The organism is Halomonas sp. BMC6 (assembly GCF_964204995.1).
GTDB lineage: Bacteria > Pseudomonadota > Gammaproteobacteria > Pseudomonadales > Halomonadaceae > Vreelandella.
Window position 1 is genome coordinate 1180432 of the sequence record NZ_CAXNSH010000001.1, and the last position, 15149, is coordinate 1195580.

The 15149-nt window shown below is 59.8% G+C and carries 14 protein-coding genes; 11 read left to right on the plus strand and 3 right to left on the minus strand.

What is annotated here, in order from left to right; all coding sequences use genetic code 11:
* Nucleotides 1-67: 67 nt before the first annotated feature.
* A complete protein-coding gene (locus AB6K10_RS05640) occupies nt 68-865 on the minus strand; it encodes an inner membrane protein YpjD (protein WP_044629652.1) in 798 nt (265 codons plus the stop codon).
* Nucleotides 866-1137: 272 nt separating this feature from the next.
* On the opposite strand from AB6K10_RS05640, the gene ffh reads away from it, so the two are divergent.
* From ffh to AB6K10_RS05695, 11 genes are all read left to right on the plus strand, one after another.
* Nucleotides 1138-2547: a signal recognition particle protein gene (gene ffh, locus AB6K10_RS05645; RefSeq protein ID WP_287836540.1), complete on the plus strand. Its 1410-nt coding sequence runs from the start codon at nt 1138-1140 to the stop codon at nt 2545-2547.
* Nucleotides 2548-2841: 294 nt separating this feature from the next.
* Nucleotides 2842-3090: a 30S ribosomal protein S16 gene (gene rpsP / locus AB6K10_RS05650; protein ID WP_009098555.1), complete on the plus strand. Its 249-nt coding sequence runs from the start codon at nt 2842-2844 to the stop codon at nt 3088-3090.
* Nucleotides 3091-3148: 58 nt separating this feature from the next.
* On the plus strand, nt 3149-3694 hold the full coding sequence (rimM, locus tag AB6K10_RS05655) for a ribosome maturation factor RimM (RefSeq protein ID WP_339118151.1): 546 nt from the start codon (nt 3149-3151) through the stop codon (nt 3692-3694).
* 77 nt (nt 3695-3771) lie between these two features.
* A complete protein-coding gene (gene trmD, locus AB6K10_RS05660) occupies nt 3772-4548 on the plus strand; it encodes a tRNA (guanosine(37)-N1)-methyltransferase TrmD (RefSeq protein ID WP_137093726.1) in 777 nt (258 codons plus the stop codon).
* 152 nt (nt 4549-4700) lie between these two features.
* A complete protein-coding gene (gene rplS, locus AB6K10_RS05665; protein ID WP_044629621.1) occupies nt 4701-5057 on the plus strand; it encodes a 50S ribosomal protein L19 in 357 nt (118 codons plus the stop codon).
* Nucleotides 5058-5161: 104 nt separating this feature from the next.
* Nucleotides 5162-6043 (plus strand): site-specific tyrosine recombinase XerD, encoded by an 882-nt coding sequence (gene xerD / locus AB6K10_RS05670; RefSeq protein ID WP_062359479.1) that lies wholly within the window; start codon nt 5162-5164, stop codon nt 6041-6043.
* Nucleotides 6044-6062: 19 nt separating this feature from the next.
* The gene (locus tag AB6K10_RS05675) at nt 6063-6809 is read left to right on the plus strand and encodes a DsbC family protein (protein WP_230834940.1); all 747 of its coding nucleotides are present in this window, start codon (nt 6063-6065) and stop codon (nt 6807-6809) included.
* Nucleotides 6810-6894: 85 nt separating this feature from the next.
* Nucleotides 6895-8211, plus strand: a complete 1317-nt coding sequence (locus AB6K10_RS05680) for a homoserine dehydrogenase (protein WP_339118152.1) — start codon at nt 6895-6897, stop codon at nt 8209-8211.
* Nucleotides 8212-8214: 3 nt separating this feature from the next.
* Complete coding sequence (gene thrC, locus AB6K10_RS05685; RefSeq protein WP_339118153.1) at nt 8215-9603, plus strand: threonine synthase; 1389 nt, start codon at nt 8215-8217, stop codon at nt 9601-9603.
* 6 nt (nt 9604-9609) lie between these two features.
* Nucleotides 9610-11406, plus strand: a complete 1797-nt coding sequence (locus tag AB6K10_RS05690; RefSeq protein WP_339118154.1) for a DHH family phosphoesterase — start codon at nt 9610-9612, stop codon at nt 11404-11406.
* A 70-nt stretch (nt 11407-11476) separates the two neighbouring features.
* Nucleotides 11477-12094, plus strand: coding sequence for a YitT family protein (locus AB6K10_RS05695; RefSeq protein WP_044629615.1), 618 nt, complete (start codon nt 11477-11479; stop codon nt 12092-12094).
* Between the two features lie 88 nt (nt 12095-12182).
* Here the strand turns inward: AB6K10_RS05695 and AB6K10_RS05700 are convergent, their stop codons facing one another.
* Both AB6K10_RS05700 and AB6K10_RS05705 read right to left on the minus strand, forming a co-directional pair.
* Nucleotides 12183-14696, minus strand: a complete 2514-nt coding sequence (locus AB6K10_RS05700; protein WP_284453574.1) for a heavy metal translocating P-type ATPase — start codon at nt 14694-14696, stop codon at nt 12183-12185.
* Nucleotides 14669-15115, minus strand: a complete 447-nt coding sequence (locus AB6K10_RS05705; protein ID WP_230834951.1) for a MerR family DNA-binding protein — start codon at nt 15113-15115, stop codon at nt 14669-14671. The genes AB6K10_RS05700 and AB6K10_RS05705 overlap by 28 nt, the downstream gene beginning before the upstream one ends.
* Nucleotides 15116-15149 lie beyond the last annotated feature (34 nt).

Sequence of the window (15149 nt, forward strand, 5' to 3'; positions counted from 1 at the left end):
TTTAGAAGCATGGCAGTGGCGTGTCAAGCGCGCGTTTACTGACGCGATCACCACTAAGCCCGCAGGCTTAGCGGTTAAGCAGAATTTCCAGCACGAATTTACTACCAAAGTAAGCCAGCAGCAGCAGAGCACAACCGCCGAGTGTCCAGCGCACGGCTCGCATTCCGCGCCAGCCAAACCGGTAACGCCCTACTAAGAGCGTAGTAAAGATGACCCAAGCGCCCAGCGATAGCACCGTTTTATGCACCAAATGCTGAGCAAATAGATTATCGAGGAAAATTAAGCCGCTAATAATTGCCAAGGTCAGCAGCACAATACCCGCCCATACCAGCTCAAACAGCACACGCTCCATGGTGGTGAGCGGTGGTAAAGACTGGACGATGCCGCGAATATGGTGATGACGCAGCGCCTGATTCTGTAATCCCACCAGCACCGCCTGCACCGCGGCAATGGCCAGCACGGCAAAGGCCAGCGCTGAGCTTACGGCATGCAGCAAAATACCCGGTGTTAAGCCGCTATGGCTGCCCTGGCTAGGCAGCCAAGTGGCCACAATCAGGGCAATGCCAGCAAGTGGAAACAGCGCGATGCCCGCATTAAGCACTGGCTTGAATAGGCTGGCCACCAGCACCACATTCACCGCCACCGCCATCAATAACGTGGCACTGGTGGTAAAGCCGGGCAGCAGCCCCGGTGATTCCCCCACCAACTGCACGACCACGGGAATATGCAACAGTAGGCCCAGCGCGCCTAGCAGACGTACCATGCCCTGGCGGGGAGGCACCCGGCGAAACAGCGTCATGCCCTGCCAAATGGCAGCGGCGACATAGAGTATAAAAGCGATCGTGGCGAACGGGAGCGCCTGCATGATGCTATCCATGCGCCTTGCAGCGCGTTGTTGAGAAGAATAGGGTCAGAACAGCGCCTGTATCCGAGTGGCAATACCTCCCAGTCAGGACGCCTCAATGTATTTTCCGGTCATCTAGATCGGCCCGCCTACTATAACCAATCAAGGCGGCGTCGCACAGCCATCGAGCGCCAACGCTGACGCCCATGGAGACTCAGGCCGCGAGCGCGTATAATCGCGGCCACATTCGTCCGGTGAATACGCCCGGCGACAGCGACGGAGGCAGAGGCCCCATGTTTCAGAATCTGAGCGAGCGTCTTTCCCAGACGCTGAAGTCGATCAAAGGCCAAGCACGGCTAACCGACGACAATATCAAAGATACCCTACGTGAAGTACGCAAAGCGCTGCTTGAGGCAGACGTGGCGCTACCGGTAGTTAAAGCCTTTATTGAGCGGGTGCGCGAGCGTGCGGTCGGCCAAGAGGTGTCGAAAAGCCTCTCGCCGGGCCAGCAGTTCGTCAAAATCGTCCAGCAAGAGCTGGAAGCGATTATGGGCGAGGCCAATGAAGGCCTGAGCCTAAAAGGCTCTCCCGCTGTCGTGCTGATGGCCGGTTTGCAGGGGGCGGGTAAAACCACCTCCGTTGCCAAGCTGGCCCGCTACCTGCGTGAGCGCGAGAAGAAAAAGGTGCTGGTGGTCTCGGCGGACGTCTACCGTCCGGCGGCCATCGACCAGCTTGAAACCCTGGCGAAAGAGGTTCAGGTCGACTTCTTCCCCTCCCGCTCTGACCAGAAGCCGGTCGACATCGCCAACGCGGCCATCAAGCACGCTAAAATTCAGTTCCACGACGTAGTGCTAGTCGATACTGCAGGCCGCCTTGCCATCGATGAAGCGATGATGGCGGAAATTCAGGCACTGCATAAGGCGGTTTCTCCCCAAGAAACGCTGTTTGTCGTTGATGCCATGACTGGTCAGGATGCGGTAAATACCGCCAAGGCGTTCAATGAAGCGCTGCCCTTGACCGGTGTGATCCTGACCAAGGCTGATGGTGATGCAAGGGGTGGTGCTGCACTGTCTGTCCGTCATGTCACGGGTAAGCCGATCAAGTTTATGGGGGTTGGTGAAAAGGTCGATGCGCTAGAGCCTTTCCACCCCGACCGGGTCGCGTCTCGAATTCTTGGCATGGGCGACATGCTGTCGCTGATCGAAGAGGCCGAGCGCACCGTCGATAAGGACAAAGCTGCCCAGCTTGCCAGCAAGGTGAAGAAAGGTGACGGCTTTGATCTGGAAGACTTTCGCGACCAGCTTCAGCAGCTCAAAAAAATGGGCGGCATGGGCGGCCTGCTCGGCAAGTTGCCGGGTATGGGCCAAATGGCCGAACTGGCGCAAGGCCCCGGCCCTGAGAAGGAGCTAGGCAAGCTAGAAGCGCTGATCAACTCCATGACGCCCAAAGAGCGCCGGAAGCCCGACATCATTAACGGTTCGCGCAAGCGTCGCATAGCAGCGGGGGCGGGTCTGCAGGTGCCTGACTTGAACCGCCTGCTAAAGCAGCACAAGCAGATGCAGAAGATGATGAAGAAAGCGGGCAAGAAAGGTGGCATGCAGAAAATGATGCGCGGTATGTCGGGCATGATGGGTGGCGGCGGCCCGGGTGGTCCCGGTGGTATGGGCGGCATGGGTGGTCCTGGCGGCTTACCCTGGCGCTAAATGGTACCTGTCGTCGCGTTCTGATGCGCTTGGTAAGGTTGACGGCCTGTGAGTTTTCTGGCTGTCAGGCTTTCCAAGCCGAGCGCATTTGCGTAGAATGCGGCCTCTTCATGCGTGGGTGTTGGCAAAATGTGCGTTAGCACGGCCCCAATACTTGCCAGTGAAGGTCCTGATGGTGTGTCGCCTTGGCTTATATAAGCAGGTGGTGCGCCAAGAAAACAGTATGACGAGTGTTCTGATAGCGGTTTGCGCTATGCCCCACTCTCGTAACCTCAACCGAAGGATAGTTATCGTATGGTTACCATTCGTTTGGCACGTGGTGGCGCCAAAAAGCGTCCCTTTTATCACCTGACTGTTACCGATTCTCGCAACGCCCGTGACGGCCGTTTCATCGAGCGTATCGGCTTCTTCAATCCGGTTGCCCGTGGTCAAGAAGAGCGTCTGCGTGTTGATCTGGATCGCGTTACTCACTGGCAGAGCCAAGGCGCCCAGCTGTCTGGTCGTGTTGCTGAGCTGGTTAAAGAAGCGCGCAAGCAGGCCTAAGCCTGTTGCCCGTCGCAAGTCATAGCAATAGATGCTGTTGTAGCTGGAGTGGTCGTCAATGACGCGTTTTAACACTAGCCATACTGACGACACACATGTGGTGCTTGGTAAGCTAACTAGCCCTCACGGGATTAAAGGTTGGCTGAAGGTGTACTCCTATACCAACCCCATGGACAGCATTCTAGAGTACCCTGAGTGGTGGGTGCGCCAAGGGGAAACCCTCACGCGTATGACCGTGGTTCAGGGGAGTCGGCAAGGTAAAGGGTTGGTGGTGCAGTTAAAAGGTGTGGATGACCGAACGGCAGCCGAAGCGCTGGCACAAGCGGATATCCTGATGCTGAAAGAGTCACTGCCCGAGCTTTCCGACGATGAGTATTACTGGCATGAGCTTGAGGGCCTTACTGTCTTCACTCAGTCAGGCGAGCGGTTAGGGCAGGTCAGCTACCTGTTTGAAACCGGCGCGAACGATGTCATGGTGGTACGCGGTGATAACGACGCAATCGATAAGCGCGAGCGGCTGTTACCCTTTTTGCCTGATGATGTGATCGTTGAGATCGACCTGGAAGATGGCCGTATGGTGGTCGACTGGGATCCTGAGTTCTGATGAGCCAAGACGCTTTGAACGAACGGTCAGCGGACGATCCAGCGGTGCTCGAAGAGGACGCGACAGACGTGCCGGCGATGTGGATTGGCGTGGTATCGCTGTTTCCCGACATGTTCGATGCGATAACCCTGCAAGGTGTGATCGGTCGAGCGGTAGAGAAGCAGCGCATTGCCCTTGAGTTCTGGAATCCGCGTGATTATGCCACCGACCGCCACCGCAGCGTGGACGATCGCCCCTATGGCGGCGGCCCCGGTATGCTGATGAAGGTAGATACGCTCCGAGCGGCTATCTTTGATGCGCGCCAACGTGCCGAGCAGGCCACCGGCCTGACGCCAACGGTGATCTACCTGTCGCCCCAAGGGCGTCGGTTGGATCAGCAGGGCGTGCAAGCGCTCGCCTCGGCAGGCCCTCTGGTGGTGGTTGCCGGGCGCTACGAAGGTATCGACGAGCGTGTGGTGGAGAGTGACATCGATGAAGAGTGGTCGATTGGCGACTATGTGCTGAGCGGCGGCGAGTTGCCCGCGATGGTGCTGATCGACGCAGCGGCAAGGCTGGTACCCGGCGTGCTGGGCCACCAGGATTCCGCTATCGAAGACTCGTTTAACGACGGTTTGTTAGACTGCCCGCACTATACCCGTCCTGAAGTGATTGACGGGCGCCGAGTGCCTGACGTGCTGCTTAGCGGAAATCATGCAGCCATCAAGCGCTGGCGGTTAAAGCAGTCGCTGGGGCGTACCTGGCAGCGTCGTCCTGATCTGTTAGCAGGGCGAACCCTTAACGCCGAGCAGCAAGTGCTGCTAGACGAGTTTATCGAGGAACACGCTCTGTCCGCTACGTTGGGTAACACGGAGTAGGCAGAGCGGCGGTGCAGGACGGATACAGTAGTAAGCTTACGTACCTGCGTCACCCATAACGACTCCCGCGTAGCTCGCTTCGAGCGCCGGGATCACGGTTTGCCCCTTCCACGACTGCGTGGCAAGCCATTACGTTATTTAGGAGTATGAAGATGAGCAGCAAGAACAAGGTGATCCAGGCGATCGAAGCCGAGCAAATGAGCAAAGAGGTTCCTGCTTTTGCACCGGGCGACACCATCGTCGTTCAGGTTAAAGTAAAAGAAGGCACTCGTGAGCGTCTGCAGGCGTTTGAAGGTGTGGTCATCGGTAAGCGTAACCGTGGCCTGAACTCCGCTTTCACCGTGCGTAAAATCTCCCACGGTGTTGGCGTTGAGCGTACCTTCCAGACCTACAGCCCGCTGGTAGACTCCATCGAAGTCAAGCGTCGCGGTGACGTTCGTCAAGCCAAGCTGTACTACCTGCGTGAGCGTAGCGGTAAGTCGGCGCGTATCAAGGAAAAGCTGGCTTAATCGCCACTTTTTCTCGAGCGCTTGGCGCTCGGATACGGAAAACCCCGTCACCGCTTTGCGGGGCGGGGTTTTTGTTTATGGCTTTGCAATGAGACCGTTAGCCGATGAGCGTGATCGATGCGTATCTGGATGCTCTGTGGTTAGAGCAGGGCGCCAGCGACCATACGCTAGCGGCCTACCGTCGTGATTTGACCGCCTGGCAAGAGCAGCTCGAGCGCGATGATGAAACGTTGCTCACGGCGTCCCCCGCGCGGTTTGGCGCTTGGATGGAGCAGCGCCGCGAGCAAGGCTACCAACTGCGCAGCAACGCCAGAATGCTTTCGTCACTGCGCAGTTTTTATCGCTGGGCACGGCTCTATGGACATATCGACAGCGACCCGCTGACCAACGTGTCGCTTCCCAAGGTACGCCCCAGCCTGCCCAATACGCTTGAGGAAGACGAGGTCGAGCGCCTGCTGCTGGCCCCGGATGTGGGCACGCCGCTGGGTGTGCGTGATCGCACCATGCTGGAGCTGCTTTACGCCTGTGGGCTGCGGGTGTCTGAGCTTGTTGGCCTGACCGGCGATGCAGTCAACTTGCGCCAGGGGGTGGTGCGCGTGCGCGGCAAGGGGGATAAAGACCGCCTAGTGCCCATGGGGGAGGAGGCCGCCGAGTGGCTGGCGCAGTACTTAAAAACAGCGCGGCCAGCGTTGATGCAAGACCCAACGCGCCCAGCGCTGTTCCCCGGGCGAGGCGATAACTCAATGACGCGGCAGACATTTTGGCACCGTATTAAAGCCCACGCCATCACGGCAGGAATATCGCGGCCGCTGTCGCCTCACACGTTGCGCCACGCATTCGCGACTCATTTATTGAATCATGGGGCTAATTTACGGGTCGTACAGCTGCTGTTAGGTCATAGCGACCTATCCACCACACAAATTTATACTCACGTTGCCCAGGCGCGCCTGGAGCAACTGCATGCTGACCACCATCCACGAGGTTAATCAAAGAATGCGCCAACGTATGCCCTCAGCTGCGAAATCCTGTGCCCCCTGGCTGGTGCTGGCGGGCAGTTTACTGCCTGCTTTTGCCTACGCCGATGATGTTGCCGAGCGCTTGGCTGAAAATTTACAGGTGAACGGCCAGCCGATGCCGGTAGAGCAGGTGAGCGCCACGCCGATGGAAGGGATCTATCATGTTCGTCTGGAGAGCGGTGAGTCGTTTTACTCCAATGCCGACGGTAGCCACTTTTTGGTAGGGGACCTCTACCAAAATGCGGATAATGGACTAGTGAATCTGACCGAGCAGTCCCGCAACCAAGAGCGAGCAGCGGCGCTGGCAGCGATTCCCGAGAGCGAGCGCGTCGTGTTTAGGGGCGTCGAGGAGCCCAAGGCCACGGTGGTGGTGTTTACCGACCCCACCTGCCCCTATTGCGAGCGCCTCCATGAGACCGTGCCCGAGCTCAACGAACGTGGGATTGCGGTACACTATCTCGCTTTTCCACGAGCTGGTATGGGCAGTGGCGCCGCTAACACCCTCCAGCAAGTCTGGTGCTCTGATAACCGCAGTGAAGCGATGAATCAGGCTAAAGAGGGCCAGACGATTGCCGCAGAAGCCAGCTGCGATAACCCGGTGGCAGATCAGTACGCCTTGGGGCAAGCGCTAGGGGTGCAAGGCACGCCAGCTATTATCCTGCCCGATGGGCAAATGGTGCCTGGATTTGTACCCCCCGAGCGGCTCGTTGCCATGTTAGGCTTGGAAGATGAATAACGTCACATAAGTGACGAACGGACACGCTGAGACACTGATTTAAGAAGCGGCACCCGCGGGTGCCCAACACGAAAGGGGAAGTATTTTGAAACCGGTAAGAGTAGGCATTTGTGGGTTAGGCACTGTGGGTGGCGGCACCTTCAACGTATTAACGCGCAACGCGGACGATATTAGCCGCCGCGCAGGCCGCCCGATTGTGATTGAGCAGGTTGCCCACCGCAGTATTCATCCCGACTGCGATATTACCGGCATTAACGCGACGACCGATGCGTTTGAAGTCGCGAACAACCCCAACGTGGATGTGCTGGTAGAGCTGATCGGCGGCTACGATATTGCCCGCGAGCTGGTGCTCACCGCAATTGCCAACGGCAAGCATGTAGTCACCGCCAACAAGGCGCTGATCGCCGTTCACGGTAACGAGATTTTCCGCGCCGCCCACGAAAAGGGCGTGATCGTTGCCTTTGAAGCCGCCGTCGCGGGTGGTATTCCCGTTATCAAATCGCTGCGTGAAGGCCTGGGGGCTAACCGTATCGAGTGGGTGGCCGGCATTATCAACGGCACCGGTAACTTCATTCTGACTCACATGCGCGACGAAGGCCGTGCCTTTGAAGACGTATTGGCCGAGGCCCAGGCGCTTGGCTATGCCGAAGCCGACCCGACGTTCGATGTGGAAGGCATCGATGCCGCCCACAAGCTGACCATTCTTGCCTCCATTGCTTACGGCGTGCCGCTGCAGTTCGAAAAAGCCTTCACCGAAGGCATTTCGCGCATCACCGCCGAAGACGTGGAACAGGCTGATAACCTCGGTTACGTGATCAAGCATCTGGGGATCTCCAAGCGTACCGATCAAGGCCTTGAGTTGCGCGTTCACCCCACGCTGATTCCCAAAGAGCGTTTGCTAGCCAATGTGCATGGTGTGAAAAACGCCATTGCGGTCATGGGCGATGCGGTTGGCCCCACGCTGTACTACGGCGCGGGAGCCGGTGCCGAGCCAACGGCGTCAGCCGTGGTGGCGGATCTGCTGGACGTGGCGCGCGACATCGCCACCGACCACCACTACCGCGTGCCGTACCTGGCGTTTAGCGGCATCGACGAAGATGTCAGCCAGCTGCCGATCATGCCGATGGAAGAGATCACCACGGCGTACTACCTGCGCCTGCTGGCGGTGGACCGCCCCGGCGTGCTGGCCCGTGTAGCGACCATTCTGGCCGAGCAGGGCATCTCCATTGAAGCGCTGATTCAGAAAGAGGCCACCGAAGGCGAGCTGGTGCCGATTATTCTGCTGACGCATCGCACCAAAGAGAAGCAGATGAACGAAGCGATCCGCGAGATCGAAGCCATGGCCGATATTGCAGGCCCCGTCACGCGTATTCGCGTGGAAAGCCTGGACGAAGGAGAGTAACCGATGCGCTATATCAGCACGCGTGGGCAAGCGCCCGCCCTCTCGTTTGAAGAGGTGGTGCTCACCGGTATGGCTAGCGACGGCGGCCTCTACGTACCGGAAACGCTGCCCGAGTTCTCCAAAGAGGAGCTGGCCAGCATGGCCGGGCTCTCCTACGCCGAGATCGCCTTTCGGGTGATGAAGCCGTTCGTCAACGGTGAGATCGATGACGATACCTTTCGCCGTTTGGTGATCGAGGCGTATGCCACGTTCAACCACGACGCGGTGGTGCCGTTAAAACAGTTGGATGCCAACCACTTCCTGCTGGAGCAGTTCCACGGGCCCACGCTGGCGTTCAAGGACGTGGCACTGCAACTGCTGGGGCGGCTGCTGGATCACTTCCTGAAAAAGCGCGGTGAGCGCGCGGTGATCATGGGGGCCACCTCTGGCGATACCGGCTCGGCGGCGATTGAAGGCTGCCGCCACTGCGACAATCTCGATATTTTCATTCTGCACCCCCACAACCGCGTGTCGGAAGTGCAGCGTCGCCAGATGACCTCGGTGCTGGCAAATAACGTCTTTAACATCGCCATTGAAGGTAACTTTGACGATGCCCAGGCGATGGTCAAGGCCAGCTTTGCCAATCAAGACTTCTTGAACGGCACGCGGCTTGTTGCGGTGAATTCGATCAACTGGGCGCGCATCATGGCCCAGATCGTCTACTACGTGGCCGCAGGCGTGGCGTTGGGCGCTCCCCAGCGGGAAGTAAGCTTCTGCGTGCCCTCGGCCAACTTCGGCAACGTCTTTGCAGGCTATATGGCTTACAAGATGGGCCTGCCGGTGAAGCAGTTCATCATCGCCACCAATGCCAACGATATTCTGCACCGCACGTTGGCGGCTAACGACTTCTCCAAGAAAGAGCTGGCGGCCACGCTGGCCCCCTCTATGGATATCGTGGTGTCGTCCAATTTCGAGCGCCTGCTGTTCGATGCCTACGACCGCGACGGGGCCGCCGTGGCCGCGCTGCTGGAGCGCTTCCAGCAAGCGCCCACCGCGCTTGCCGATGCGCCGCTGGCCAAGCTGCGCGAGAAGTTCGCCAGCTACAGCGTCGATGACGAGACGATTCTAGAAGTGATTCGAGAAGCGCATCATCGCACCGGGGAAATTCTTGATCCGCATACGGCTACCGGCTACCGAGCGGCCGAGCGGGCGCGTGTGGATACCTCCACGCCGATGATCACCCTGGCCACCGCCCACCCGGCGAAGTTCGCCGAGGCAGTGGTGAAAGCGGGCTTCCAGGGCGTACCGCTGCCGACCCACATGGACGACCTGCTGGAGCGCGAAGAGCGCTACACGGTGTTGCCCGCCGAATTGAGCGCGGTCCAGCAGTTCGTTGCTGACAACCGCCGTTGAGGTGATATGACCCAGGTGTCACCCCTTTCTCAGCAGAGTCACCATCCCCGCTTAGAGCCTCGTCCCCTGGACGAGGCTGTCTATTTACGTGCCCAGTCAGAAGGACTGAGCGAGCTGCAGGCGCGGCTGTTGGCCTCGCGGCTGCCCGGCTATACCGGGGAGCTTGCGCCGCTGGTGTCACCGAGCCTGCGCTATCTCGTGCATCCTGAAAAACTCGCCGATGGCCGTCGTGCGGCGGAGCGCATTGCTCAAGCGGTCGCCGAGGGCGAGTCTATCGGTATTCTGACCGACTATGATGTGGACGGCATCACCTCCCACGTGGTCATTCGGCGTACGCTGGTCGAGCTATTTGGCGTGCCCGAGCACAAGCTGCACAGCTTGATTGGCCATCGTATTCACGACGGCTACGGCATCAGCCTGCCGCTGGTGGAGCGAACGCTGAGCTTAAAACCGCTGCCCACGCTGGTGATTACCGCCGACTGCGGCAGTTCTGACGAGCCGCGCATTGCGCGGCTGAAAGCAGCCGGTATCGACGTGGTGGTCAGTGATCACCATGCGCTTCCCCTGGAAGGCCCACCGCCCTCGGCGTATGCCTGCGTGAACCCGACCCGCAGCGACTGCCACTACCCGGATAAAACCATTGCGGGCTGCATGGTGGCGTGGCTGCTGATGTCGCTCGCCCGCGGCGTACTGGTGGAGTGGGGCGTATTGCCGGAGGCCACGCCGAAGCTCTCACCGTGGCTCTCCTACGTGGCGTTAGGCACCGTGGCGGACTGCGTCTCGCTAGGCGGAAGCCCCGCCAATCGGGCGGTGGTCAGCCATGGCCTGACGCTAATCAACCGCATGGACGCCGCCTGCTGGCGAGCCATGGCCGCGCGCTTAGGGGCCGACAGCGTGCCCTTCAATGCCGAAACACTGGCGTTTCAGATGGGGCCGAGAATCAACGCTCGCTCGCGATTGGACGACCCCTACGCGGCGCTGCACTTCATGCTGGCCGAGAGCGACGGCGTCGCGAACCGGCAGCTTGAGGTGCTGGACCAGGATAACCAGTCCCGCAAGGCGATTGAGGCGGACATGGCCGAGGAGGCGCGGGCGCTCGCCGCACCTGCTTTGGAAGCCAACGAGCCTGCCGTCGTGGTGCTGCTGGAAGATGGCCACCCCGGCGTGCAGGGCATCGTCGCCTCGCGGCTGGTGCAGGCCTACGGGCGTCCAGCCGTGGTGCTGACGCGGGCAGCCGCGCCCAATATGCTCACCGGCTCTGGCCGCTCCATAGAGGGGCTGCACCTAAGAGATGCCCTGCAGCGTACTTTTGAGCTTGCTCCTGAGTCGCTGCCGCGCTTCGGTGGGCACAGTGGTGCCGCAGGCGTCGGCGTGCCGCGGGAGCAGCTCTATACCTTCAAAACGGCGTTTTTGCAGGCGGTGAGCGAGCAGTTGGGCGATACGCCGCTCTACCCGCGTCTGTGGACCGATGGCGAGCTCTCGACTGCCCAGCTCTCGTTGGCCACGCTGGAAGAGATCGAGACCTTGGGCCCCTACGGGCGGGAGTTCGATCCGCCGCTGTTCGAAGGGCGCTTTATCGTCGAGGCGTTACGCCCCGTTGGGGCGGAGGGTTCACACCTAATGATGGAGCTCTCCATGGGAGCGGTGACCCGCAAAGCGATCTGGTTTCGCGCGCTTACGCCGGGGGAGCTGCCCTCGTTTAGCGTGGGCGACACGCTGCACTGCGCGTACAAGCTCAATCGTAACCGCTGGCGGGGACGCGAGTCGCTGCAGCTGATGGTGGAGCACGCTAGCCCCGTTTAACGCTCTCCGCTATCCTCGCGTCCTTGGCCGCTTAAGCGGCCGCTCTAATAATCCTAAAAAGGACGCACTCATGCGCATGGAAGACCTGCCTAAAGACCCCCACAAGCCCTATGAAGACATCATGGCGATGCTGTTGGGTACGCTGTTCGTCGCACTCGGGGTGACGTTCTATACCCACGCGGTGCTGCTCACCGGTAGCACTGCAGGGATGGCGCTACTGCTCAATTATCTGACCGGGTGGGGTTTTGGCGTCTGGTTTTTTGCCATCAATCTGCCGTTTTACTATCTGGCGATCAAACGCATGGGGTGGAGCTTTACGCTGCGCACCTTTGTTGCCATTGGCTTGGTCTCGCTGTTCTCCGAGCTCACTCAGGGGTGGGTCGAATTTGCCAACGTGCCGTCGCTCTACGCGGCGCTGATGGGCGGTGCATTAATGGGGATTGGCATGCTGATGCTGTTTCGCCACCGTACCAGCCTTGGCGGTATCAATATTCTCGCCCTCTACCTGCAAGATAAACACGGCCTGCGGGCGGGCTATGTGCAGCTCGGCATCGATGGCGTGATCCTGCTGGTGGCGCTCACCCAGCTACCGCTAGACCGTGTGGGCTACTCGGTGCTGGGAGCGCTGATGCTCAACTTGATCATCGCCCTGAACCACAAGCCAGGGCGTTATATCGGGGTGAGCTAGCCGTGATGACGTAAAATCAGCTAGTTAAGCCAAAACCACCAGACGATCAAGCCAATGATGGCAATACCCGCAAGGTTGATCAGTAAACTCATACGGCCTCCTGCTGGGTGGGCTTCCATAACCGTAGGCGGTTGGCGTTGCTGACCACGGTGATGGAGGAGAGCGACATGGCCACGCCGGCAATGATCGGTGACAGCAGCATGCCGGTTACGGGGTAGAGCACGCCGGCGGCAATCGGGATACAAAGTACGTTATAGCCAAATGCGCCGACTAGATTCTGCTTGATGTTGGTGAGCGTGGCCCGGCTAAGCTCAATCGCCGTGGCCACGCCGTGTAGTGAGCCGCGCATCAGCGTAATACCGGCGCTCTCCATGGCGATATCGGTACCCTGGCCAATGGCAAAACCCACGTTGGCGCGAGCCAGCGCGGGGGCGTCGTTAATACCGTCGCCCACCATGCCGACCACTTCGCCCGCCGCTTGGCGGCGCTCAATTTCTGCGTGCTTGTCGTCAGGCGTCATGCCTGCCTTGAACTCGCTAATGCCTACCTCGCGGGCCACCGCAGCGGCGGTATGCTCGTTATCGCCAGTCAGCATCACAACGATTAACCCATCGTTCTGCAAGCGCTTCACGGCGGCAGCGGCATCTTTGCGCAGCGGGTCGCTAACGCCGAAGAGGGCGGCCAGCTTGCCATTCACCGCTAAATAAACCAGCGAGCGCGCCTTGGCTTCCAGCTGGCGAATGCTCTCGTCTGCTGGGGAAAGGTCGACGCCAGACGCTTCCAATAAGCGCGCATTGCCTAGCAGCAGCGTGTCATTAGCTTGGCTGGTGCCTTTAACACCGCCGCCGGTCACGCTATCAAAGCTAGCCAGCGCATCGGGTCGGGCGCCTTGCTCTTCGGCGTAGGCCGTCAGCGCTTTGGCAAGGGGGTGCTCCGAGCGGCTCTCTAGGGCGGCCACCCAGGCCAGTACTTGGGTGCTATCGTTATGCAGCACCGTTGCCTCAGTGACACGCGGCTTTCCTTCGGTCAGCGTGCCGGTCTTGTCCACCACCAGGGTGGTCAGACGGCTAGCGGTTTGCAGCGCTTCGCCGCTGCGCACCAGCACGCCATGCTCGGCGGCTTTGCCCACGCCAATCATGGTAGAGATCGGGGTGGCCAAGCCCAGCGCGCAGGGGCAGGCGATAATTAGCACGGTAGTAGCAGTAACCAGCATATGAATAGCCACCGGAGCGGGTCCGAGGTTGTACCAGGCAAGGGCCGTTAGCACCGCAATAATCATCACGGCGGGTACAAATATGCCTGAGATCGTATCGGCCAGCTCGCCAATCGGTGGGCGGGAGTTTTGTGCGCTGGCCACCTGCTCGGTAATGCGCCCCAAACGGGTATCGCGGCCGATGCGCGTGGCGCGGTACACCAAGCTACCGTTACCGTTCACCGTGCCCGCGCTTACGTCATCGTCCGCTGTTTTATGCACGGGCACCGGTTCGCCGGTAAGCATCGACTCATCGATATAGCTCTGGCCGTCGAGCACTACGCCATCCACCGGCAGCCGCTCACCGGGGCGCACGCGAATATGGTCATCCAGCGCTACATCGTCCACCGCGATTTCTTGTTCAACGCCGTCGCGTATCACCCGGGCGGTTTTCTCCTGCAGGTCGAGCAGCCGTTTAAGGGCGCTGCTGGTGCGGCCTCGGGCGCGTAGCTCCATGGCGTTGCCCAGCAGAATAAGCCCGACCACCATGGCCGACGCTTCAAAATAGATGCCCTGAGCCACCTCCGGCAACCAGGGGGCGAAGAGCACTACCATCATCGAGTAGAGCCAGGCGGTGCCGGTGCCCATCGCCACCAGGGTGTCCATGTTGGCTTGGTGGTGCTTGAGTTGTTTCCAAGCGTTGGTGAAAAAGTGCCGCCCAGGAAAGGCCAAAATAGCCAGCGTCAGCAGGCCAATCACCAGCCAATACAAGCGGCCGGCGCCCATGGGGTGTGGATGGTAAAAGAACATGCTCAGCATCAGTGGGATCGCAAGGGCAAGCGATAGAATGCTGCCCTTGAGGCGCTGGCGGTAGGTAACGGCTTCTTGAGCCTCGCGAGTGCGCTCGGCTTCACGCATATCCACAATCGGTTCGGCGCGATAGCCCGCCTCAGCAACGGAGGCCATTAGCGCATCAGGCGTTGCACTGCCTGTAACTTGGGCAGTGTGCGTGCCGAAATTCACCGAGGCGCTGTTCACTCCAGGCGTGTTGGCCAGCGCCTTCTCAACGCTTTTCACGCAGCCCGCACAGGTCATACCGCTAATCAGCAGGCGCAGTTGGGGCGCATCCACGGGAGCGCTCTGCGATTCAGCGGGTTCAGGTGCGTCGGGGTGTGGTGCGTCACTCGCGTCGTCACTGGGTGGGTAGCCCGCTTCGTTGAGCGCACTATCCAGCGCTTGATCGTCGAGGGAGCTGGTCACTTCCAGACGCTTTTCTGCAGGAAACCCTTCCACTTGGGCGGCCGGGTCCTGGGCTTGAATCGCCTCACGCATGCGCTTAACGCAGCCCTGGCAGTTCATACCCGGCACGGTGCGTATCAGCATCACGGTTTGCTCGGTGTCGTGCTGCATGGGGCCTCCTCAGGAAAACTTTCGATTAAGCGGCACAGGCTATGGCCGTCGGGGGTGCCATCGGGCATGTCTTGCCAGCTCTCCAGCGCCTGCTCCATTCGCTGGGCGAGCGCTTCCAGTTCGGCAATCCGTGCGCGTATTTGCGGCAGCCGGTGGGCAAGCAGGTCGCGTACCAGCGGGCAGGGGGAGTCGCCTTGGTCGGCATGGGCCAGGATGTCGCGGATCTCCGCCACGCTAAAGCCCAGCTTTCGCGCCCGCTGAATAAAGTGCAGCCGCTCAAGGTCGGTAGCTGAAAAAAGTTGGTAGCCATTATCAGGGTGGCGTGTGGGCGAGAGCAGTCCTTCGCGCGTGTAATGGCGAACGGTCTCAGCGGTCACGTTGCCACGTTTGGCAAGTTCGCCCACTTTTAAGTCGTTCAGCACTGTTTTTCTCCCAGGTCGCCATCTAATGTTA